Source organism: Maribacter caenipelagi, assembly GCF_004364175.1.
Taxonomy (GTDB): Bacteria; Bacteroidota; Bacteroidia; order Flavobacteriales; family Flavobacteriaceae; genus Maribacter; species Maribacter caenipelagi.
This window is the reverse complement of sequence record NZ_SNZW01000018.1, coordinates 157,668-180,752: the sequence shown is the minus strand read 5'-3', so window position 1 is coordinate 180,752 and position 23,085 is coordinate 157,668. Positions and strand designations below refer to the sequence as shown.

Below are 23,085 nucleotides of genomic sequence, written 5' to 3'. Positions count from 1 at the left end.
AAGTTACGATTATGGTTGAATCTTAACATCGAATTCAATAAAATCGTTATTATTAAAACCTGGTTCAATAGCGGTAATTTTTATTAAACCTTTTTTACCGTAGTTGTCAACAAACTCTACAACATCACCAACACTTAGGTTTGTGATTTTTTGAGCGTCAGAGCTAGCAATAAAATTTAATTCACCATTTAGCGTGATTGCATCAAATGCAGCAGCATCTATTGTTGTAGAACTAGCAAAGAACATTTGATTTAATGTTTCTGTTGCCGCATTCTCTTCGTCAGCACCAGGCTCAAGTCCCTCAACAGCAAATCCAAAAGAAGCATCGTATTGTTCGGTAGAAGCAAAAGAAGCATTGTCACCGGCTGAATCACCAGAGGCGCCGTAGTAGTAACCAAAATCCCAGAACGCTCTAAATTCAGGTCCTACATTAATTCTGTATACGGTTTCGTTCAATAGGGAAAAGAAAGATTCTGTTGTTCCATCTTGTGCCGGAGCAAATAATTTAACGCCTGTAAATTCTCTAACTGCAGCAGCTGGGTTTGCACCTGTACCAATGGTTACTGTTATTTGACCTACGCCTAATGCCAATCTTTTTTCGCTGTCTCTGAAATCACCCTTACCGGTAGTTGTCCAAAAAGAGTAAACAATTTCTCCGTTTTCAATATCTGGTACTGGTAATGGAAAAGAAAAATCAATTTCCTTTTTTGTAGCACCATCTAAATCAATAGAACCATCGGCTTTTAAAGCTTTAGTTAAATCATCACTTACCAAATCAAAAGAACTAAAAGGCATTTCTCCTTGTCCTAAATAATTTTGGGTAATATACATTCTACGTTGCGTAGTCGCGTCTGAAGTAAAAATAACTCTACCGGTAACATTGGTACCTGCTTCTCCACTTGCTGATGCTGTTGTAATATTTGAAGAAGGAACGGCTTCGTTAAAAACAATAGTTGCTACTTCTGGCTCTTCTGAATCATCTTCTTCCTCACCGCCCGTATTATCAGGTATGGGAGTGTCAAAGATTGAGCCGTCGTCAGAACTACAACTACCTACAAATAGGGCAATAGTGCAAATTAGAAATGTGAATTTTAAATGTTTTCTCATGATTTTTAATTTTAATAGTTAGTGTTAAAGCTGTTAAAGCTGTTAAAGCTTATTGTTTTGTTAATGTGTTAACACTTTTAACTTTAAATTATTGCAAATCGTATACGGCATGTGCTGTTTTTTATGGGTTTATCCGTTGTAAGGCCTTTCTTATAGCTAATTTTAGTTAAAGAAATGAAGTATAGCTTCTTAAACATTCAATATTTCGTATTTTTGTAATGTGAAACTATTGCTACATAAACTGTTTTCTATATTCATGGCAATGCTATTGTTACTGTCTACAATTTCTTGGACAGTTGAAAAGCATTTGTGCATGGGTCGTGTGATGGATGTAGCATTGTTTGATCATGCAGAAGATTGTGGTATGAAAGCTGGCTTGTCTTTATTAGAAGATGAACCGTCAGTGAATAAGCATTGCTGTAATGATGAAGCTTTTACAATACAGGGTCAAGATGATTTGACACATGATATTTCTAGTTTTGATTTTTCACAACAGGTTTTTCTGATCTCTTTTACATGCTCTTACCTTGGCTTTTTTGAGGAAACTACTGATGAAAATATCGATTTTGATTCCTATCCGCCGCCTATACTGGCTGAGGATTTGAATATACTTCACCAAGTTTTTTTGATTTGATTTAAAAATTGTTTTAAGTCGCTTGATTGCGAACACACATTTTTAATCAAATCTAATATTTCATGAAAAAAAATAGTTGGCTTTTAGCCATTGTCCTATTTGGGATACAATTTTGCGAGGCGCAAGGACCTCCAATTACTGCAGATAAACCAATTATGTTAGGCGGTGGTAGTTTTACTGCAAAGACCTTGACAGAAATACGACATACACAAAGAGGGGATTTTACCTATGTCCCGGTCATGTTGCATTACCTGCCTACCTCCAATTCCTTGGTTGCGTTGCATTTGCCATACCTTAACTATGATGTCGATAACGGACCAAGCGGTAGTAGTGTGGCAGATATTAAAGTTATGGGAAAGTACCAGTTTCTTAGAAAAGATGGTACGGGCAAGACCTTTAGAATGGTAGCCAAAACAGTACAGACACTGCCTACGGGTAAAGAATTGGATGTAATGGATTTAAGTACGGGTAAATATGCCGGTTACTACGGTATCGTTGCGGGTTATGAATCATTGAAATATGGTATTAGCAATGAATTGGGTTATAATTGGGTGCCCGATGGAAGCCTAGATGCGTTGACCCATAAAATAGGTTTTGGACTTCCCTTATTGAAACCTCAATATCCTAATAAACAAATTAACCTGTATTTTGAATATACCAATTTATGGTTGGTTGAGAGGGATTGGTATCAGCTCTTGTACGCCCAAGGGGTACAGTATGCAAGAAAGAACATAACCTTTGATCTTGCCGTTCAGGTACCTTTGGTAAATGACTTGGATGAAGGACGTAAATTAAAGTATAGCCTGTTTTTAGGCTCAAGATATTCTTTTTAAAAATTAAAATATACAATAATGAAAAAATCAATAATAGTTTCGGTGTTAATAATGTTCGCGGTAGTGTTTGGAGCTACTGCGCAAGAAGGTAAGGATAAGTTTATGGTGCAGGTAGACGGACTAGGTTGTCCCTTTTGTGCATACGGACTTGAAAAAAAGTTCAAGGAATTTAAAGGGATAAAGAATGTAAAGATAGATATAGAAACAGGCGACTTTAGTTTTTCTTATCCAGCGGAAAAAGCATTGACCTTAGGTGATGTAGAAAAACAAGTTGAAAAAGCGGGGTACACGCCAGTAACGGCTAAAGTGGAGCGTGCCAATGGTACATTTGAAGAATCATCGGCAGCGGCAATGATGCAAAAAACAGAAGGTGCGGTAACTAAAAACGTAATGGTGGCAGGAAATTGTGCCATGTGCGAGGCTAGAATTACCAAGGCGGCAGCATCGGTAAACGGTGTTACTGACGTTTCTTGGGATAAGGATACAAAAATCATGAAGGTTTCTTTTGATGCGGAATTAACTTCCTTGGAAAATGTTGAAAAGGAAGTAGCGGTTGCAGGTCATGACACCAAAAACCACAAAGCACATACAGATGATTATGGAAATTTACCGGCCTGTTGTAAGTACGAACGTTTAAGCTATAAAAAATGAGGCAAAGTATAATTATATTGATCGGTTTAGTCTTTGCATCGGCTTGTAAAGAAAAAGAAATTGTTCCTAAAGAATGGGTGTTATCCAAAACCATTCAGTTGGATGGGGTGAATCCAATTGGCTTATCTCAAGTGAATGGTGCTATCTGGCTTTCTGATGGCGATCATAACCGTTTGGTTAAAATTGATAAGGAAGGCCAAATCACAGAAACGATTGATTCGCTGGATCGGCCCATGCATATTGATGCAATTGAGGAAACCCTATTTATTCCACAGTACGGAAAAGATGTGGTTGAAACCGTTGATAAAAAAGGGAGATTTGTAATGCAACTTACCGATTCTTTAGATGCCCCCGCGGGAGTTTCCGTTTTTAATAATGAACGTGCCATTGCAGATTTTTATAATAACCGTATTCTCTATTTTGATGGTGTAAATTGGATTTCATTTGGTAAAGAAGGGAAAGCGCAAGGGGAGTTTTACTACCCTACCGATGTTCAAATCACAAACGATAAAATTTGGGTGGCCGACGCTTATAATAATCGTGTTCAGGTATTTGATAAAAAAGGGGGCTTTGTTCAAATGATGGGGCAAGATGAAAAAATGAATGCGGCAACAGGAATTTTTGTTGCTGAGAAAGAAGTATTCGTCACTGATTTTGAAAACGACCGTGTATTGGTTTTTGATAAAGCAGGTAAATTATTACAAGTCTTAAGAGATCAGATAGAAAAACCTACGGATATGATGTTGAAAGATAAGAAGCTATATGTGATCAACTACAGAAATGGAAAACTTAATGTTTTTGATAAGCAGCCTATTGAAAAGTAAGATGAGTTGTTGGTCCTGTGCTTTTTTCAGGTATGATTAATTTAATGAGAGACAACATATGAAACATACATATACCATTATGGGTATGACCTGTAACGGGTGTAGAAGCCATGTAGAGCAAACCTTGGCTGCCGTAAAAGGAATAAAAAGTGCTACTGTAAATTTAGATAGCGCAGAAGCCGTATTGGAAATGGATAATGAAATTCCCTTAAAAAGTTTACAAGCGGCTATGATAGCTGATGGTGGGCATTATTCCATCCATGAACTCGGTGCTCATGTACATGAGGCTACAAAATCAAAGACGGTCGAGAATGGTAATGGTACTTTTTACTGCCCTATGCATTGCGAAGGAGAAAAAACATATGAAGAACCTGGCGATTGCCCAGTTTGTGGTATGGATTTGGTCGAAGAGGCGAGCGCTACAACAAATAAAGGGCAAGAGTATACGTGCCCAATGCATCCCGAGGTAATTAGTGATGAACCTGGTGATTGTCCTATTTGTGGTATGGATTTGGTTCAGAAGCAAGCAGGTATTTCAGCTGAAGAAAAGAGTTATAAGAAACTTCTAGATAAGTTTAAAATAGCAGTCGGTTTTACATTGCCCATCTTTCTAATTGCAATGTCAGAGATGATACCTGGTAATCCGCTTCAAAATATCTTGAGTTTAAAATACTGGAATTGGGTGCAATTTGTATTATCGATACCTGTGGTGTTTTATGCAACATGGATGTTTTTTGAACGTGCCTATCGATCGGTAAAAACATGGAATTTAAATATGTTTACATTGATTGGTATTGGTGCTGGCGTGGCGTGGTTGTTTAGTGTGTTTGCCATTTTGGTACCCGATTTTTTTCCGGCACAATTTAAAACAGACCAAGGTACTGTGCATGTTTATTTTGAAGCGGCAACGGTGATTTTAACCCTAGTACTTTTCGGTCAGCTATTAGAAGCCCGAGCACATAGTAAAACGAATTCTGCAGTAAAAGAATTGTTGAAATTGGCGCCTAATAAAGCTATTAAGATTGTAGACGGTAAAGAAGAGAGCATTTCTATTGATCAGATTATAAAAGGAGATTTACTTCGCGTAAAACCAGGTGATAAAATACCTGTAGATGGAAGTATTTATGAAGGTGAAAGCACGGTCGATGAATCAATGATTACTGGTGAACCCGTTCCGGTTCAAAAAGTAGTCGGCGATGCGATAAGCTCAGGTACTATTAACGGTAAGGGCTCTTTTGTAATGACTGCAGAGAAAGTAGGTGCAGATATGCTCTTGTCGCAAATCATCGACATGGTGAACAAGGCTAGTCGTAGTCAGGCACCTATTCAAAAATTAGCAGATAAAATATCTAGTTTTTTTGTACCAGCAGTTGTCCTAATTTCTATTGTAACCTTTTTGGTTTGGGTCATTTTTGGTCCTAATCCCGCTTATGTATATGCGTTGGTAAATGCCATTGCAGTTTTGATTATTGCTTGTCCGTGCGCATTAGGTTTGGCTACACCGATGTCAGTAATGGTAGGTGTGGGTAAAGGAGCCCGATCTGGTGTGTTGATTAAGAATGCAGAAGCGCTTGAACGAATGGATAAAGTTGACACCCTAATTGTAGATAAAACAGGAACTATAACCGAGGGGAAACCATCAGTAGAAAAAGTAGGAAGCATTGCTGATATTGATACCGAAAAAGTGCTGCAGTATATCGTTTCTTTAAATCAGCTAAGTGAGCACCCATTGGCAGATGCCACCGTAAATTACGGGACATCTCAAGGTGTAGATGTATTAAAGGTTGATGATTTCAATTCTATCACGGGTATGGGTGTTTCTGGTAAAATTAATGGAGAATCTGTTGTTTTAGGAAATGATAAAATGATGGGTGAGGCTACAGTGACTATTCCTGAAAATTTACAAGTAGTCGTTGCTGCGCATCAAAAGCAAGGTAAAACAGTCTCATATTTAGCTATTGATGGTAATGCCGTAGGTTTTGTGGCAATAGGAGATAAAATCAAAGAGACTAGTAAAAAGACAATTGAAGCACTTCAGAAATCTGGTATTTCGGTAATCATGTTAACAGGTGATAATTATGATACGGCAAAGGCTGTTGCTGATTATTTGAATTTAGCAGATTTTAAAGCGGGTATGCTTCCTCAAGACAAGCTATCAGAAGTAGAACGTTTGCAGTCAGAAGGTAAAAAAGTAGCTGTTGCCGGCGATGGTATAAATGATGCACCTGCATTGGCAAAAAGTGATGTAGGTATTGCCATGGGTACAGGTACAGATGTTGCCATTGAGAGTGCGTCAATTACGCTGGTCAAAGGTGATTTGCAAGGTATCGTAAAAGCACACAACTTGAGTAAGGCGGTAATGAAAAACATCAAGGAGAATTTATTTTTTGCACTGATTTATAATACCGTTGGTATCCCTGTTGCTGCAGGGGTTTTATATCCATTTTTCGGATTGTTGCTTTCTCCTATGATTGCCGCTTTGGCTATGAGTTTTAGTTCTGTTTCAGTGATTGCAAATGCATTGCGGTTACGGGCGGCAAAAATTGATTAATCAAATCGAATAAAAAATTAATGAATAAATATATCATCATAATATTAATGACTTTGCTATCTGGGCTGGCTTCTTCGCAAGAGAAAGTAGAAGGGGTAGTTTTAGATTCTGAGGGCGCTAATGCCTTAAGTCTATCTGGAGCAAATGTGTACTGGCAAGATTCCCAAACGGGAGTCGTGACAGATTTTGACGGTAAATTTTCAATTCCGTTTAAAAAGGAATTTAATAAATTGATAATTAGTTATGTGGGTTTTGAAACTGATACATTAACTATAAATGAACCAAAGACAATTCGGGTAATTTTAAAACCATCTAATGAATTAGATGAGGTTGTGGTACAACAAGAGCGAGATGCAATACAGAAAACGTATTTCAGTCCACAGAATGTTATCACGGTAAATAGTGCAGAATTGTTGAAGGCTGCTTGTTGTAATTTGGCTGAGAGCTTTGAGACCAATCCTTCTATTGATGTAAATCTATCTGACGGATTAACCGGTACCAAACAAATACAGATGTTAGGTTTAACGAGTCCGTATTTATTGATTACCCAAGAAAATATACCTATGGTTCGCGGCGCTTCACAGGCATACGGATTAACATTTACACCGGGTACTTGGATAGAGAGTATTCAAATAACCAAAGGTGCAGGTAGTGTGGTTAATGGTTACGAAAGTATATCAGGACAAATAAATACAGAGTTGGTGAAACCTTTGACGGATAATGCAATTTTTGTGAACGGCTATGCCAACCAGAATGGTCGTTATGAACTGAATACCCACTTTAATAGAAAGTTGACGGACAAATGGAGTACAGGGTTGTATATACATGGAAATACCAGAAGTCAAAAAGAAGATAATAATAAAGATGGGTTTTTAGATGCGCCATTAGGAGAGCAAATAAATGTGATGAACCGTTGGCAATATCAAGATGCGGTAAAAGGATTTGTCAGTTTCTTTAATGTCCGTTTTTTAAATGATGAAAAGCAAGTTGGACAAGTAGATTTTAATCCGGCTACAGATAGAGTTGATGGTAGTAATAGATTACTGGGCGGAGCCGAGGTATGGGGAAGTGAAATTAATACTCGCAGGTTTGATACGTCATTAAAACTAGGCTATGTTTATCCAGAGCTTCCATTTCAAAGCTTCGGATTTCAAACTTCATATAGTTTTCATAAACAAGATTCATATTTTGGTTTAAGAACGTATGATATCAATCATGAAAGTATCTATAGCAACCTGTTATTTAATTCCATTATTGGTGATACCAGAAATAAGTTTAAGACCGGTATAACCTTCGCTTATGATGGTTATGATGAAATGGTGACGGCTACAGATTATTCAAGAGAAGACACCTCTGTAGGGGCTTTTTTAGAATATAGTTATGAGAACTTGGAGAAAGTGAGTTTAACCGCAGGGTTACGTGTAGACAATCATAATAGATTGGGAACTTTTGTAACGCCTAGATTTCATATTAGATATACCCCTTGGGAAAAAGGAAGTTTAAGAGGATCGTTTGGTAGAGGTAAACGAGCTGCAAATATTTTTGCTGAGAATCAGCAGTTGTTTGCATCTGCAAGGCAAATTAATATTGAAGATACTGGTGGTAGTGTATATGGTTTAAATCCAGAAGATGCTTGGAATTATGGAGTAAGCTTTTTACAGGGATTCAATTTTTTAAATAAAAAAGGAGATATTTCATTTGATTATTACATTACTGATTTTAAAAATCAGATTGTAGTAGATTGGGAAAATCCGCAAGAGGTTTCTTTTTATAATTTAGATGGAAATAGTAGTGCCAAGAGTTTTCAGATAGAATTGAATTACGAGCTTTTAACCCGTTTAAGTTTTAGAACTTCATATAAGTTTTATGATGTATCAACAGATTACAGAACAGGAAACCTTCAAAAGCCGTTATTGGCTCAAAATCGCTTTTTTATTAACCTAGGATATGAAACGGAAGCGAAGGAGAATGGAGCACAGTGGAAGTTTGATTACACCCTGCACAGTATGGGTGAGCAACGACTACCAGATACAAGTAGCAATCCTGTTGAGTATCAATTAGGAGATTATTCCTTTCCATATAATCTTATGAACGCTCAAATAACCAAGGTGTTCTCGAAGAATTTTGAGCTGTATATAGGTAGTGAAAATTTAACAGGAGAACAGCAAGCCAATCCGGTATTGGGGGCTGATAATTCTTTTGGTCCAAATTTTGATACTACTATAGTGTTCGCACCAATTATGGGAAGAATGTTTTATGGCGGATTCAGATTTAAAATTCAATAACAAACAATTAATATACTAAGAATGAAAACAACGATTTTATCAATAGCAATGATGCTTATAGCAGTTGTAACATATGCGCAAGACAAGAACAAGAAAATGACTTTTGACGTTAATGGTAGGTGTGCCATGTGTAAAGAGCGTATAGAAGAGGCTGCTTTAAATGTCAAGGGGGTAAAGTATGCAAATTGGGATATACCTACACATCAATTAGCTGTAATTATGGATGAGCGTAAAACCGATGCAATGAAGATTAAAACAGCAATAGTTGCGGTAGGTCATGACACCAAAGAATTGAAGGCAACAGATGAAGCTTATAATAGTGTTCACCCTTGTTGTTTATACAGAGAAGATAATTCTGATGACGGACAACATCATGAAAATAAGCAGTAATAGCTGCTTTTATTCGGTTGTAGTTTCGAGTTGAAAATCGGTTAAAAAATTTTAGTTAATTTTTTGCCAACGAGATTATCACGAATCAAAATCTGAAATACATTAGCTATAGATTTATTTTAAATTCTATAACAATGGCACAAGCAAAATCAGCAGGGAAACCAGCTGCAAAACCTTCTCCGGCAAAAGCTGGAAAAAAGGCTGCTCCGAAAGCTGCTCCTAAAAAGAAGTAGTCAAGTAATTGCCTTTAGAAGGCAATACCATTTGGACGATAAAACCACCTTCTGTAAATAAAGAAGGTGGTTTTTTTGTTGGGATACGTATAAAAAAAAGCTGCACTTGAAAATTTCAAGTGCAGCTTTAAATTTAATGTATTTCCGCAAACAAGCTAATAATTGCCTGTCGCGGCTCGCCACTACATCATGCCTGGCATACCGCCGCCGCCCATAGGAGGCATAGCAGGAGCATCTTCTTTAATGTCGGTTAAAGCACATTCGGTAGTTAAGATCATACCTGCAACAGAAGCAGCGTTCTCTAGTGCTACTCTCGTTACTTTCTTAGGATCGATAATACCTGCTTTTGTCATTTCAACATACTTCTCAGATTTAGCATCGTATCCGAAATCGCCTTTACCTTCAAGTATTTTAGCGATAACTACAGAACCTTCACCGCCAGCGTTAGAAACGATAGTTCTTAAAGGAGCTTCGATAGCACGGGCAACGATTTGTAAACCTGTAGCTTCATCTTCATTTTCGGTAGAAACCTTGCTAAGAACAGATTTAGCTCTTACCAGTGCAACACCACCACCAGCAACGATACCTTCTTCAACGGCAGCTCTTGTAGCGTGTAATGCATCATCAACACGGTCTTTTTTCTCTTTCATTTCAACTTCAGAAGCTGCACCTACATAAAGTACTGCAACACCACCAGCCAATTTAGCTAAACGCTCTTGAAGCTTTTCTTTATCGTAATCAGATGTAGTTGTCTCGATTTGAGATTTTATCTGGTTAACTCTAGTTTTAATATCTTTTGCAACACCGCCACCATTAACGATAGTTGTATTGTCTTTGTCGATTTGTACTTTTTCACAAGTACCTAACATGTCTAGCGTAGTATTGTCTAAAGAGAAACCTCTTTCTTCAGAAATAACAGTACCACCTGTTAAGATTGCGATATCTTCTAACATTGCTTTTCTACGATCACCAAAACCTGGAGCTTTAACAGCAGCAATTTTTAAAGAACCTCTTAATTTGTTTACCACCAATGTAGCCAATGCTTCACCATCAACATCTTCAGCGATAATCAATAAAGGCTTGCCCGATTGAGCAACAGGCTCTAATACAGGAAGTAAATCTTTCATTGAAGAGATTTTCTTATCGAACAATAAGATATATGGGCTCTCTAGTTCAGAAACCATCTTTTCAGAATCGGTAACGAAATAAGGAGAAAGGTAACCTCTATCGAACTGCATACCTTCAACAACATCAACATACGTATCTGTTCCTTTAGCTTCTTCAACAGTAATTACACCTTCTTTACCAACTTTACCGAACGCTTGTGCGATTAAATCACCAATAGTTTCGTCATTGTTAGCAGAGATAGAAGCGACTTGCTTAATTTTTTCAGAAGAATCACCAACTTTTTTAGCTTGTTTAGCTAAATCGGCAACGATAGCTTCTACAGCTTTGTCGATACCTCTTTTTAAATCCATTGGGTTTGCACCTGCAGCAACGTTTTTCAAGCCTTCTTTTACAATAGCTTGAGCTAAAACTGTAGCGGTAGTTGTACCGTCACCAGCTAGATCATTGGTTTTAGAAGCAACTTCTTTCACCATTTGCGCGCCCATATTTTCTAATGGATCAGCCAATTCGATTTCTTTTGCTACGGTAACACCATCTTTAGTTACTTGCGGAGCACCAAATGATTTACTGATAATAACGTTTCTACCCTTTGGGCCTAATGTTACTTTTACAGCATTTGCCAATGCGTCAACACCTCTTTTAAGGCCGTCTCTTGCATCTATGTCAAACTTAATATCTTTTGCCATTTTTAATTTTGTTTAAATATTGACCTTTCGTTTGTTGCGGCAGGTCAAGTAAATTATTAGTTTTTTAATTGAAAAATTAATGGCAAATGGCTAAGAGCCAAATTGCCAATTGCTATTTTTAGATAATAGCAAGAATATCACTTTCTCTCATCATCAAGTAATCTGTACCTTCTAACTTCAATTCAGTTCCGGCATATTTTCCGTAAAGAACGGTATCGCCAACTTTAACGGTAACACTGTCATCTTTTGTTCCAGGACCCACGGCTACAACTTTACCTTTCTGTGGTTTCTCTTTTGCAGTATCAGGAATATAAAGTCCAGACGCAGTCTTAGTTTCAGCTGCCATCGGCTCGATAAGAACTCGGTCTGCCAATGGTTTGATATTAACTTTAGCCATAATTATTAATTTTTAAATTGATTTTTAGTTTCGTGGTAATATAAAGGCAGAAATTATGCCATTGCCTTTTTCCTGACAAATTGTAAACAAAAAATGCCAGCTTATGACAAGCTGGCATTTAAATATAATGTGGTATTAACTTTATAAACTATCTGAAGGCGTAGCATCATTAGTTACAGGAGGTGTTACTGCATCTGGCAGTGTTTCTGGCACTACAGTTTCGATATCGTCACCTTGTAATAATTTTGAATCTACTTCACCATAATTACCTTTAAGGGCAACGTTAGATGCTAAGATTAAAACGATTAATAAACCAGCTAGAGTCCATGTACTTTTATCTAAAAAGTCACCTGTTTTTTTAACTCCACCAACAACTTGGTTGCCTCCTCCACCAAAAGAAGAAGAAAGTCCGCCACCTTTTGGATTCTGTACCATTATCACTAATACTAACAATAAGCAAACGACAATGATAAGTATTAGGAAAATTGAAAATGTACTCATTCTAAATTATTTATTATCTTTTCGTAATTTTTCTACCGCTTTAATTCGGTCTGCAAAGAAACTACTTTTTTCTGGATATTTCAAAATTAAAATTTTGTAAGCCTGAATTGCATTTTTATACTTTTTTTGTTCAAGATATACCCTCGCTAAAGTCTCTGTCATCAACTCATTATGGTCTATTTTTGAGGATTTTGAAATATCAATAACGGTACTCTGCTCTGTAGGAACTATTTTAGGGTTTGAAGCTATAAACTTATCTATACGGTCATATTTCTTTTTAATTACTTCACTTTTAACCTTAGGTTTTCTGATAGGCTTCTGAGTTACTTTTAGGTCCTCTACCTTTTGTACTGTCTTTTTAATGTTACTTTCTCTTACCGCGGGTTGTTGGTCAATAATTTCTCCTTGAGGCTCAGAAATATCTTCTTCAGGCTCTTCTAATGGTTTTTTAGATGCGAGATTTAACCATTCAGAAAAAGAATATTTCTCTTTGGCATCGAAAGTTAAGGGCTTACCTATATCAAGTGCATCTTCTTCTTCGGTATTTTCAGGGTTTTTAGTTTGAAATAACTCTGGATCTAGTATTTGGTCTGCATCATGTTCATCTTGTGGAAGGGGCTTGTCTTCAGATGCCGTAATTAAAGATACTACAGCTGTTTCACTTATAGGATAATCATTTTCTTCTATATCTATAATCTCATCTTCTGAAATTGAATCCTCAGTTTCGATTTCGGCTTCAATTTCAATTACTTCTTCTGCTTCTTTAATAATCTCAATATGATTGTCTTCTGCGATTTCTTCCGTTTTTTTAACTTGTTCAATCTCTTCTTTACTTTCTGATGCTACGATATTCTCTTTTGAGATATCACCATCATATTGCAAAAAATCTTTAGAGGTTATAAACTCAAAAAGTACATCTCTGTCTGTAGTGTAAGCAGCGGTTACTTTAAGTGCTTTGTTATATTTGTAGCTATTTAGATTTTTTAATCCCTTTAAGTGTAATGCTCGTGCAGCTTGAAAATAAGGATATTCAGCAATAATATCTTCTAGGTGTTTTGTATGTATAGGTTCTACCACTTTGGTAGGATGTTCTAGAAAATATGTAAAGTCCTTAACGTTCATGTAATCTACCAATCTGCCAATGAGGCGTTGAAAATATCTTGTGTTAACCTTTCGAAAATTATCTCATGGGCTTCACTCTTAATGCTTGCCAATTGTGTGTCTGCTGGATAATCATAAAAGAATGAAAAACTTTGGTCAAAGGCGGCATCTTCTTTCAGCTGATTATAAAAACGAACTTTCACGCGTACAGAAAGTCTGTTTTGTGCAGCAGTTTGTGCAGCGGTTGCAGACATTGGTGAAATCTTATATTCGGTTATTTCGCCTTCATATAATAAATCTGGATTACCAGAAGAAATAAGATCTAAACTAGTCTGGTTTAATATTCGGTCTTGTAATGCCAAAGTGAAATCCCTATCAACACCGGGTTCAAAAGTAGACCCTGGACTCTGGGTGGCATAATTTTGAAAGTAATTAACTTTAAAAGTTTTGGCTTCTCCAACATTACCACCGGTAAAATTATATACACCACAGCTTAGAAATAAGATGACGGGCAGTATAAAGATTAAAGATTTTTTAAGGTATCTCATTGAAATGGGATTCATTTTAAATTAAAGGTCGTACTGTTTTATTTTACGGTAAAGCGTTCGTTCAGAAATGCCTAATTCTGTTGCTGCAGCCTTTCTTTTTCCTCGGTTACGTTCTAAAGATTTTTTAATCAATTCAACCTCCTTCTCTTGTAAAGATAGGGTTTCTTCCTCTTGAATTTCTTCGGCAAAATGATATTTGTCTTCGTACGATTCTTGAATTATAGAAGGTTCTTCTTTTTTAGGTTCGGGCAAATGCAAGAGGTTTCTTGGTGCTTCTTCTTGAGTATCATGATCGATATCTGCATCTTCGTCGTCGTCGTTGCCGTAGATTTTGCGTATCAAGTTTTCATTATCTTTTTGAACCTTCTCGGAGTCGTTGTTCTTTAACAGCTCCATCGTTAACTTTTTAAGATCATTTAAATCGCCCTTCATGTCGAACAGCACCTTATATAAAATCTCTCTTTCGTTACTGAAATCACTTTCAGATTTTGAGTTCGAGACAACGGCAGGTAAGTTACTTGTAGTGTTGTTGGGTAGGTAACCATTTAAAGTCGCAGCGGTAATGGCTCTGTTTTCCTCTAAAACCGAAATCTGTTCTGCAATATTTCTTAACTGACGTATGTTACCTGGCCATCTATATTTTATTAATAAAGATACCGCATGGTCGTCTAGTCTAATAGTAGGCATTTTGTATTTCTGACTAAAATCAGAGGCAAATTTTCTAAATAATAAGTGAATATCATCTTGACGTTCACGCAATGGCGGTATATTGATTTCTACTGTACTTAAACGATAATAAAGGTCTTCTCGAAAACGCTCTTTTTTAATCGCTTCGAACATATTTACGTTTGTGGCCGCTACAATACGCACATCTGTTTTTTGAACTTGAGATGATCCTACTTTTAAAAATTCACCATTTTCTAGCACCCGTAAAAGGCGTACTTGGGTAGTTAGCGGTAATTCGCCAACTTCATCTAAAAATATGGTGCCGCCATCTGCAACTTCAAAATAACCGCTTCTTGTTTGCGTAGCGCCGGTAAATGCGCCTTTTTCGTGTCCAAAAAGTTCACTGTCAATAGTACCTTCGGGTATTGCACCACAGTTTACGGCGATATATTTTGCATGTTTTCTATGGGAAAGCGAATGAATGATTTTCGGAATAGATTCTTTACCTACGCCACTTTCACCAGTAACCAGAACTGAAATATCTGTTGCCGCAACTTGCATTGCTTTTTCAATGGCTCGGTTCAATTTTGGGTCTTGCCCAATAATTTCAAAACGCTGTTTTATACTTTGTATGCTTTCCATGTAAAATGGGTACTATAAATTTAGTTATTGTCAGAATACCCAACGGCAACACCTTTTAAGGTTGCAGAAGTGCAGTCGTTAATTTGTACGTTTACAAAGTCACCTACCTTGTAATTTTCTTTCGGAAAAACTACTACAGTACTTTGAGTATTTCTTCCTTTCCATTGGTTTTCCGATTTTTTAGAAGTTCCTTCTATTAAAACTTCTTGAATCTGGCCAACATGTTTTTCTGTTCTAAACTGACAATGACTTCTCTGTAAAGCTATAATTTCAGAAAGGCGTCTCTTCTTTGTAGCTTCGGGCACATCATCTTCCATTTTTCTGCCTGCCATAGTACCAGGTCTTTCAGAATATGAATACATATAACCGAAATCGTACTTTACGTATTCTAGGGCTTTTAAAGTAGCGGCATGATCCTCTTCTGTCTCTGTAGGGAAACCGGTAATAATATCTTGAGAAATAGAACAGCCAGGTAGAATTTTTCTAATATTATCTGTCAGTTCAAAATACTCTTCGATAGTATGTAAGCGATTCATTTCCTTTAAAATACGATTGCTACCGCTTTGTACAGGTAAATGAACGTGATTACAAATATTTTTGTGTTTGGCCATGGTTCTAATCACGTCCAAAGTCATGTCTTGTGGGTTCGAAGTTGAAAAACGAATACGCATTTTAGGGTTTGCCAATGCGACCATTTCTAACAATTTAGAAAAGTTGGTAGCTGTCGCTTTTTGCATTTCAGAAGCATTCACAAAATTCTTCTTGAGTCCGCCGCCATACCATAAATAACTATCTACGTTTTGTCCAAGTAATGTGATTTCTTTGAACCCTTTTTCAGAAAGTTCTTTTACCTCTGTTAGAATAGATTGTGGGTCTCTACTACGTTCACGACCTCTAGTAAAAGGGACAACACAGAATGTGCACATATTATCACATCCTCTAGTGATAGAAACAAAAGCGGTAACCCCGTTTGTGTTTAATCTTACAGGTGCAATATCGCCATAAGTTTCATCCTTAGAAAGAATAACATTAACTGCATCTCTGCCGGAATCTACTTCTTTTATTAAGTTGGGTAAATCTTTATAGGCATCTGGTCCAACGACCATGTCTACTATTTTTTCCTCATCTAAAAGCTTGTCTTTCAGTCGTTCTGCCATGCAACCAAGAACGCCAACTTTTAAATGCGGTCTAGATTTTTTTACCTTATTATATTCGGTTAACCTTTTTCGAATGGTCTGCTCAGCTTTATCTCGAATAGAACACGTGTTTACAAGTACTAAATCGGCATCTTCTAACGTTTGGGTGGTGTTAAAACCTTCGGTCGCTAAGATAGATGCAACAATTTCACTGTCGGCAAAGTTCATGGCACAACCATAACTCTCAATATAGAGGTTACGTTTGTTAGCCTCTTTTCCATCAACTACCAAAGTTGTGCCCTGCACATTTTCGTCTATGGTTTTCTCCATTTTTGTAATACGTTACAATAAAATATTTTGGATGGCAAAGATACTATTATAATCAAAAATATGACAATATGACATGATTATTTAGGGTTTGTTTATGCTTTCTACTTGAAAATTATTTAGTTTTATTAATAATAACCACCAATACTTATGAATTTAGAAAACTTAACACATCACATTAAATCGAAACCAGATTTAGATTTTGGCACTATATTCAGTAGGTCTATAGATCTTTTTAAGAAAGTTTGGTTGCAGGGCTTTATTATTTTGCTCTTAACATTCGTTGTAATACTACCTTTTTATATTGTTTTGTACATACCTATGATTGCTATGGGTATAACTGATCCAGAGGCACTTCGGTACAATGAATTACCGCCTATGGCCGCTATTGCAATGGCAATTCTTTTTCCTTTTATTGCGATTGGGGTAACTACCTTTGCTTTGGCATTAAATGCGGCATTTTTAAAGATGTGTAGAGAAAAAGATTTAGGAAAAGAATCAGGTGATGATTACTTCTATTATTTTAAAGAAGGGCGTATCGGTAAGGTCTTTATTCTTGCTTTGTATACATTCGGACTCTCAATTCTAGGGGCGCTTGCCTGTGGTGTGGGTATGTTCTATGTAATGGTTCCTGTTTCTTTGATTCCGGCTTTTTTGGCATTTTCAAATGATTTGTCTCCTTTAGAAATGGTTAAGGCAAGCTTTACATTAGGCAATAAGAATTGGTTGGTTATTTTTGGGTTGGTTTTGGTAATGTCCTTCGTTGCTCAATTAGGGTTTTTTCTATGTTGTGTAGGCGTATTGTTTACTGCTATGTTAGCTAAAGTGCCTATATATTATATGTATAAAGACGGGGTAGGATTTGATGAGTTAATCTAAATTTAAACGGTTGATAACGCAACTATTGGTTGTTGTCCCTATCTATATGGTACAACCTTTCAAATGTATATACCATGAAAAATTTAGTTTTTTTATTATGTGTAATAGTATCAGCTTTTTTAGTGTCTTGTGATGATGACGGGCCTTATGAAGATTATCTTGTTGCAAGACCCATTTTACAAGATGCTATTACTTTTAAAGCAGAAGCCGTTTCAGTTACTGAGCCAGTGCCAATTGTATCATCGGGTAAAATATATGCCTATGGTAATTATATTTTTGTCAATGATGTAAATAAGGGTTTTCATGTAATCGATAATCAAAATCCTTCATCTCCAGAAAGTATTGCATTTATCAAATTAGAAGGTAATAATGATATTTCTATTAAAGATGATAAGATATATGCCGATAGCTATGGTGATTTGGTCATTTTTGATATTTCGGATATTACTAATATTACTATTCAAAGTAGAATTGTCAATGCTATATATAATAATGAAGTATGGCTTTCTAATATAGAATATCCTCAAGCAGATTTTTATGAGTATGGCGATATTGATTACGATAGGGATATTGTAATTGGTTGGGAGGTTGTAACCGAAAGAAGATCGGTAGAAGAGTATGAGTCTAGGTATAATTGTGATGGTTGTGTTGTAGATTCTCTTGAAAGTTTTAATGACAGTCCGCAGCCAAGCACAGGTCAAGGTGGTTCTTTGGCACGATTTAAAATTATTGGAGATTATCTTTATGTTGTCGATTATAGTGATATCAATATTTTTAACATTACAGATGTGGAAGATGTTAAGGTGTTAGATGATGTTCAAGTAGCTTGGGATATTGAAACCATTTACAGTCAAGGAGATATTTTGTTTATAGGAGGTTCTCAAGGAATGTATATTTATGGGATTGAAAACCCTGAAAAACCAGAATTTATGTCAGAATTTAGGCATGGCACCGCTTGCGATCCCGTAGTTGTAGATGGTGATTACGCCTATGTAACCTTAAAGGGAGGTAATTTTTGTGGTAATACAGAAAGTGGCCTTTATGTAATTGATATTTCTAATCTTGAAAATCCGGAATTAAAAGTGATTTATCCGATGGATGGTCCAAACGGATTAGGCGTTAAAGGTAATACGCTATTTGTATGCGACGGAGATTCGGGTTTAAAAATATATGATAAAACAGATGCGCCAAATATTAACTTGATCAATGCTTTAGAAGATATTGTTGCATACGATGTAATACCGATGGCATCATCATTATTAATGATCGGTGAAAGAGTGCTGTATCAATATGAGTATGAAGGTAATGACATCAGGTTGCTAAGTGAGTTTCCATTAAATTAAGCAGTTTCCTTAAATTGTTTGGATAGAAGTTTTTGGTATTTTTCAAAAACCTGTTCTATATCTATGGGTTTAATAAGATAATCATGGACATTTTCGTTTTCTTTAGCCATTTGAATGTCATCTATGTTTGATGAAGAAGAGCCTATTATAACCATAGATTGCTGTTTAAAATGTAATGGTAGTTTGTCATAATGTTCCATAAATCCCCAACCATTCATGACTGGCATATTAATGTCTAATATTATAATATTAGGGGGGTCCTGTGAGTTATAGTTTAATTGCCTTAAATATTCAAAAGCATTTAAGCCATTAGTTTTAATTACTGTGTTTATTTTGGCGTCTATTCGTTTAATGGTATAATCATAAACAAAACTTACAGCTCTGGAGTCATCTACTAAAAGGATATTTTCTATGATACTTTTCATTCTAATAATTTTTTAATTTTAAAAGTGAAGCAACTTCCTTTTCCTAATTTGGATTCTACTGAGATTGTTCCTTCATGCATTTCAATAATCTTTCTACAATGGGCTAGACCAATACCTGTGCCTGGGTATTCAGTTCTATCGTTTAAAGAAACAAATACATCAAAAATTCTTTCTTGATTTTCGTTTGCTATTCCAATACCATTGTCTTTTATAGTAAAGACATGGTAGTCATTTGTGCTTAGGTATTCAATTTTAATAATGGGTACAGTGCTTTTTTGAGTATATTTTATACCGTTTGAGACTAAATTTTGAATCAGTAAACGAAACTCTGTTTTATAACCAAATATAACAGGGAGCTTGTCATAGTCTACGATAGCATTTACATCATTAATGGTTTTTCCTAAATCTTGAATTACTTCTCTAACGATTTCATGGCTATCGATTTCTATAAGTTCTTTTTTTGAATTTAATTTGCTGTAATCGAGTAATGCCTTGATAAGAACGCTCATCCTTATGGATGATTCATCAATATATTGTAGAACTTGTTTGGTGTGTTCATCAATAGAAGAGTTGTTTTGAGCATCTAACATCTTGGTTAAACTCAAAATTGTCCTTAAAGGTTCTTGAAGGTCATGTGAAGCAATACGTGTAAATTGCTCTAGTTGTTTATTTTTTAATTCCAGTTGTTTAATATACTCCCGATTTGTTAAATCTCTTACTATAGCGATAAAAAGAGATTTAGTTTCATTTTCTAAAGGTGCTAAACTAACATCGACCGGAAATGTTGAGCCATCTTTTCTTTGCCCCAATAACCCGGTTCTGTTGCTCATGTTCATCTTTACTGGACATTTTGCATACGATTTTGTATACAAGAGATGTTTTCGATGTAGTTTTTTTGGTATAAGTACATTTATAGGTTTGCCAATTAATTCATCTTCTTTGTATCCAAAAGAGTTATGTGCAATATCATTAGCATATGTAATAATTGTGTTGGAGTCGGTTAAAATTACTCCATTCGGAAATAAGTCAATAAACTCTCTAAGCGCTGTACTATTCATATGTAAGATAAAACTTACAATTATAACTTTTGTATTTTGATTTTATTATGCTTTGTTCAGTTTTTTTTCAAAAAGTGTGATTAATTAGTTTAGGTTTTAAACAATTGAATTCTAATACAATTATGATTCATGTTTGGTGATTCCGAATTTGAAAACCTACCAAAGTTTAATTTTTAGTATACATTTGTAAGTATAAACAAGGTTGATGGCGAAAAATTTAGTAATTGTTGAGTCTCCTGCAAAGGCCAAAACTATAGAGAAGTTTTTGGGAAAAGATTATAAGGTTGAATCGAGCTTTGGTCACATAGCAGATTTACCTTCAAAGGAGCTGGGAGTAGATGTTGAGGGCGATTTTACACCGAAATATATAGTCGATAAAGACAAGCAAGCTTTAGTGAAAAAGCTTAAAAGTTTAGCGGATAAAGCAGAAACTATATGGCTCGCGAGTGATGAGGATCGAGAGGGAGAAGCTATTTCTTGGCATTTGGCCGAAGAGTTAGGTTTAGACAAAAAGAAGACAAAACGTATCGTTTTCAACTCGGTTACCAAAGCAGCAATTCAAAAAGCGATTGAGAACCCAAGAGAAATCAATTATAACCTTGTAAATGCACAACAAGCAAGACGAGTTTTAGATCGTTTAGTTGGGTATCAATTATCGCCAGTACTTTGGAAAAAAATTAAACCGGGCCTTTCTGCCGGTCGTGTTCAATCTGTAGCCGTTAGATTGATTGTTGAACGAGAAAGAGATATTGAAGGCTTTGAACCGCAAGCTTCGTTTAAGATTGCAGCAGAGTTTCAAACCGAAGCCGGTAGTATTTTTTCGGCAAAACTGAACAAAACTTTTTCTACGGAAGAAGAGGCAAAAGCATTTTTAGAGAAAAACAAAGCTGCTGACTTTTCAGTAAGTAAGTTAGATAAGAAACCGGCTAAGAAATCGCCATCTGCGCCGTTTACCACTTCTACATTACAGCAAGAAGCATCAAGAAAATTGTATTTCTCTGTAGGTAGAACCATGCAGGTAGCCCAACGTTTATATGAAGCGGGTTTAATAACCTACATGAGAACTGATAGTGTTAACCTTTCTAACGAAGCGTTGACGTCTGCGAAAGAAGCTATTGAAAAGAATTACGGTAAAGAATACAGCGAAACAAGAAATTTTAAAGGTAAGTCTAAAGGAGCTCAAGAAGCACACGAAGCTATTAGGCCTACAGATATGAGCAATCAATCACCATCATTGGAGCGTGATCAATCAAAGTTATACGACTTAATTTGGAAACGTACTGTTGCTTCTCAAATGAGCGATGCGCAATTAGAGCGTACCAATGTTAAGATTAAAGCAAACAAGCATTCAGAAGAATTCACTGCAAACGGTGAGGTTATAAAATTCGACGGTTTCTTAAAAGTGTACATGGAAGGTGTAGATGACGAAGATGTAGCCGAAGAACAAGAAGGCATGTTACCTGCTATGAAAGAAGGCGAGCGTTTGTTGAACAACTATATTTCTGCAACAGAACGTTTTACAAGAGCGCCATATAGATTTACAGAAGCATCTTTAGTTAAGAAATTAGAAGAATTGGGTATCGGTAGACCATCTACATATGCACCGACAATATCTACTATTCTTAATAGAGGTTATGTTGAGAAAGGTACTATTGAAGGTACGGAACGTAAGTATCAACAATTAGTATTGGCGTCAGATGTAATAGAGACCAAGAACCTAACGGAAAATGTTGGGTCGGATAAAGGTAAAATGGTACCAACTGATATTGGTATGATCGTTACCGATTTTTTGGTAACTAATTTTGCCAATATTTTAGATTACAATTTTACTGCACAAGTAGAAGAAGATTTCGATGAGATAGCTTCCGGTGATGAAGATTGGAAGAAAATGATGAAAAATTTCTATAAAGATTTTCATCCTAATGTAGTAGATGTAGAAGAAAATGCAGATCGTGCAAGTGGAGAAAGAATTTTAGGGAAAGATCCTAAAAGTGGAAAACAAGTTTCTGTACGTTTAGGTAGATTCGGACCAATGGTACAAATAGGTACCGTTGATGATGAAGAGAAACCAACATTCGCAAGTTTATTGCCAGAACAATCGTTGAATACTATTTCATACGAAGAGGCAATGGATCTTTTTAAACTTCCTAGAAAATTAGGAGTTTACGAAGGTGAAGAAGTATTGGCCAATGTAGGTAGGTTTGGGCCTTATGTAAAATTCGGGGAAAAATTTATTTCTATGGATAAAGGCGAAAGTGCTTTTGAAATTGAGATGGATAGGGCAATAGAACTTATTGTTGCCAAGCAAAAAGCAGATGCGCCAATTGCCATGTACGAAGACATGGAAGTTACCAAAGGTACAGGTAGATTTGGACCGTTCATTAAGTGGAACGGTATGTTTATTAACGTAAACAAAAAGTACGATTTTGATAATTTATCAAATGACGACATTATAGAGCTTATCGAAGTCAAGAAGCAAAAGGAGATAGATAAGGTTATTCATAACTGGGAAGAAGAAGGCATTCGTATAGAAAAAGCGAGATGGGGTCGTCATAACGTTATAAAAGGTAAGGTTAAGGTAGAATTGGCTAAAACTGTCGATGTTGTTAACATGTCTTTAGAAGAAGCTCAGAAGTTAATAGAGGCTAAGACTCCGAAGAAAAAAACTCCAAAGAAAAAGGCAAAAGCTAAACCTAAGTCAAAAAAGTAATTTAATTTTAGGTCGAAGATTAGTATAGTA

The 23,085-nt window shown here is 36.1% G+C and carries 20 protein-coding genes; 10 read left to right on the top strand and 10 right to left on the bottom strand.

What is annotated here, in order from left to right; genetic code table 11:
- Positions 1-9 precede the first annotated feature (9 nt).
- Positions 10-1,107 carry a hypothetical protein gene (locus DFQ03_RS16985; protein WP_133674435.1) on the bottom strand — a complete coding sequence of 366 codons (1,098 nt, stop codon included), beginning with the start codon at positions 1,105-1,107 and terminating at the stop codon, positions 10-12.
- Between the two features lie 220 nt (positions 1,108-1,327).
- On the opposite strand from DFQ03_RS16985, the gene DFQ03_RS16980 reads away from it, so the two are divergent.
- From DFQ03_RS16980 to DFQ03_RS16950, 7 genes are all read left to right on the top strand, one after another.
- A complete protein-coding gene (locus DFQ03_RS16980) occupies positions 1,328-1,741 on the top strand; it encodes an HYC_CC_PP family protein (protein ID WP_449405361.1) in 414 nt (137 codons plus the stop codon).
- 62 nt (positions 1,742-1,803) lie between these two features.
- Positions 1,804-2,574, top strand: a complete 771-nt coding sequence (locus DFQ03_RS16975; protein ID WP_133674434.1) for a hypothetical protein — start codon at positions 1,804-1,806, stop codon at positions 2,572-2,574.
- A gap of 18 nt (positions 2,575-2,592) precedes the next feature.
- On the top strand, positions 2,593-3,225 hold the full coding sequence (locus DFQ03_RS16970; RefSeq protein ID WP_166637491.1) for a heavy-metal-associated domain-containing protein: 633 nt from the start codon (positions 2,593-2,595) through the stop codon (positions 3,223-3,225).
- Entirely contained in the window at positions 3,222-4,049 is an 828-nt protein-coding gene (locus DFQ03_RS16965; RefSeq protein ID WP_133674433.1) for an NHL repeat-containing protein, read from the top strand. The genes DFQ03_RS16970 and DFQ03_RS16965 overlap by 4 nt, the downstream gene beginning before the upstream one ends.
- A gap of 58 nt (positions 4,050-4,107) precedes the next feature.
- Positions 4,108-6,600: a heavy metal translocating P-type ATPase gene (locus tag DFQ03_RS16960; protein WP_133674432.1), complete on the top strand. Its 2,493-nt coding sequence runs from the start codon at positions 4,108-4,110 to the stop codon at positions 6,598-6,600.
- Positions 6,601-6,620: 20 nt separating this feature from the next.
- The gene (locus DFQ03_RS16955) at positions 6,621-8,885 is read left to right on the top strand and encodes a TonB-dependent receptor (protein ID WP_133674431.1); all 2,265 of its coding nucleotides are present in this window, start codon (positions 6,621-6,623) and stop codon (positions 8,883-8,885) included.
- Positions 8,886-8,906: 21 nt separating this feature from the next.
- Positions 8,907-9,275 carry a heavy-metal-associated domain-containing protein gene (locus DFQ03_RS16950; protein WP_133674430.1) on the top strand — a complete coding sequence of 123 codons (369 nt, stop codon included), beginning with the start codon at positions 8,907-8,909 and terminating at the stop codon, positions 9,273-9,275.
- A gap of 415 nt (positions 9,276-9,690) precedes the next feature.
- Here the strand turns inward: DFQ03_RS16950 and groL are convergent, their stop codons facing one another.
- From groL to miaB, 7 genes are all read right to left on the bottom strand, one after another.
- Positions 9,691-11,322, bottom strand: coding sequence for a chaperonin GroEL (gene groL, locus DFQ03_RS16945; protein ID WP_133674429.1), 1,632 nt, complete (start codon positions 11,320-11,322; stop codon positions 9,691-9,693).
- 118 nt (positions 11,323-11,440) lie between these two features.
- Positions 11,441-11,719 carry a co-chaperone GroES gene (locus tag DFQ03_RS16940; protein WP_036156781.1) on the bottom strand — a complete coding sequence of 93 codons (279 nt, stop codon included), beginning with the start codon at positions 11,717-11,719 and terminating at the stop codon, positions 11,441-11,443.
- A 141-nt stretch (positions 11,720-11,860) separates the two neighbouring features.
- Positions 11,861-12,220, bottom strand: coding sequence for a preprotein translocase subunit SecG (gene secG, locus DFQ03_RS16935; protein ID WP_133674428.1), 360 nt, complete (start codon positions 12,218-12,220; stop codon positions 11,861-11,863).
- Positions 12,221-12,226: 6 nt separating this feature from the next.
- Complete coding sequence (locus DFQ03_RS16930; protein ID WP_133674427.1) at positions 12,227-13,342, bottom strand: tetratricopeptide repeat protein; 1,116 nt, start codon at positions 13,340-13,342, stop codon at positions 12,227-12,229.
- Positions 13,343-13,347: 5 nt separating this feature from the next.
- Complete coding sequence (locus tag DFQ03_RS16925) at positions 13,348-13,869, bottom strand: LptE family protein (protein WP_133674426.1); 522 nt, start codon at positions 13,867-13,869, stop codon at positions 13,348-13,350.
- Between the two features lie 21 nt (positions 13,870-13,890).
- On the bottom strand, positions 13,891-15,177 hold the full coding sequence (locus DFQ03_RS16920) for a sigma-54 interaction domain-containing protein (protein WP_133674425.1): 1,287 nt from the start codon (positions 15,175-15,177) through the stop codon (positions 13,891-13,893).
- A gap of 20 nt (positions 15,178-15,197) precedes the next feature.
- Complete coding sequence (gene miaB, locus DFQ03_RS16915; RefSeq protein WP_133674424.1) at positions 15,198-16,643, bottom strand: tRNA (N6-isopentenyl adenosine(37)-C2)-methylthiotransferase MiaB; 1,446 nt, start codon at positions 16,641-16,643, stop codon at positions 15,198-15,200.
- A gap of 147 nt (positions 16,644-16,790) precedes the next feature.
- On the opposite strand from miaB, the gene DFQ03_RS16910 reads away from it, so the two are divergent.
- The gene (locus DFQ03_RS16910; RefSeq protein WP_133674423.1) at positions 16,791-17,519 is read left to right on the top strand and encodes a hypothetical protein; all 729 of its coding nucleotides are present in this window, start codon (positions 16,791-16,793) and stop codon (positions 17,517-17,519) included.
- Between the two features lie 74 nt (positions 17,520-17,593).
- Positions 17,594-18,862, top strand: coding sequence for an LVIVD repeat-containing protein (locus DFQ03_RS16905; RefSeq protein WP_133674422.1), 1,269 nt, complete (start codon positions 17,594-17,596; stop codon positions 18,860-18,862).
- Here DFQ03_RS16905 and DFQ03_RS16900 read toward each other — a convergent pair.
- Entirely contained in the window at positions 18,859-19,287 is a 429-nt protein-coding gene (locus DFQ03_RS16900; protein WP_133674421.1) for a response regulator, read from the bottom strand. The genes DFQ03_RS16905 and DFQ03_RS16900 overlap by 4 nt on opposite strands.
- Positions 19,284-20,345, bottom strand: a complete 1,062-nt coding sequence (locus DFQ03_RS16895) for a PAS domain-containing sensor histidine kinase (RefSeq protein WP_133674420.1) — start codon at positions 20,343-20,345, stop codon at positions 19,284-19,286. The genes DFQ03_RS16900 and DFQ03_RS16895 overlap by 4 nt, the downstream gene beginning before the upstream one ends.
- Positions 20,346-20,550: 205 nt before the next feature.
- Here DFQ03_RS16895 and topA point away from each other — a divergent pair, with 205 nt between their 5' ends.
- A complete protein-coding gene (gene topA, locus DFQ03_RS16890; RefSeq protein WP_133674419.1) occupies positions 20,551-23,055 on the top strand; it encodes a type I DNA topoisomerase in 2,505 nt (834 codons plus the stop codon).
- The last annotated feature ends 30 nt before the right edge of the window (positions 23,056-23,085 follow it).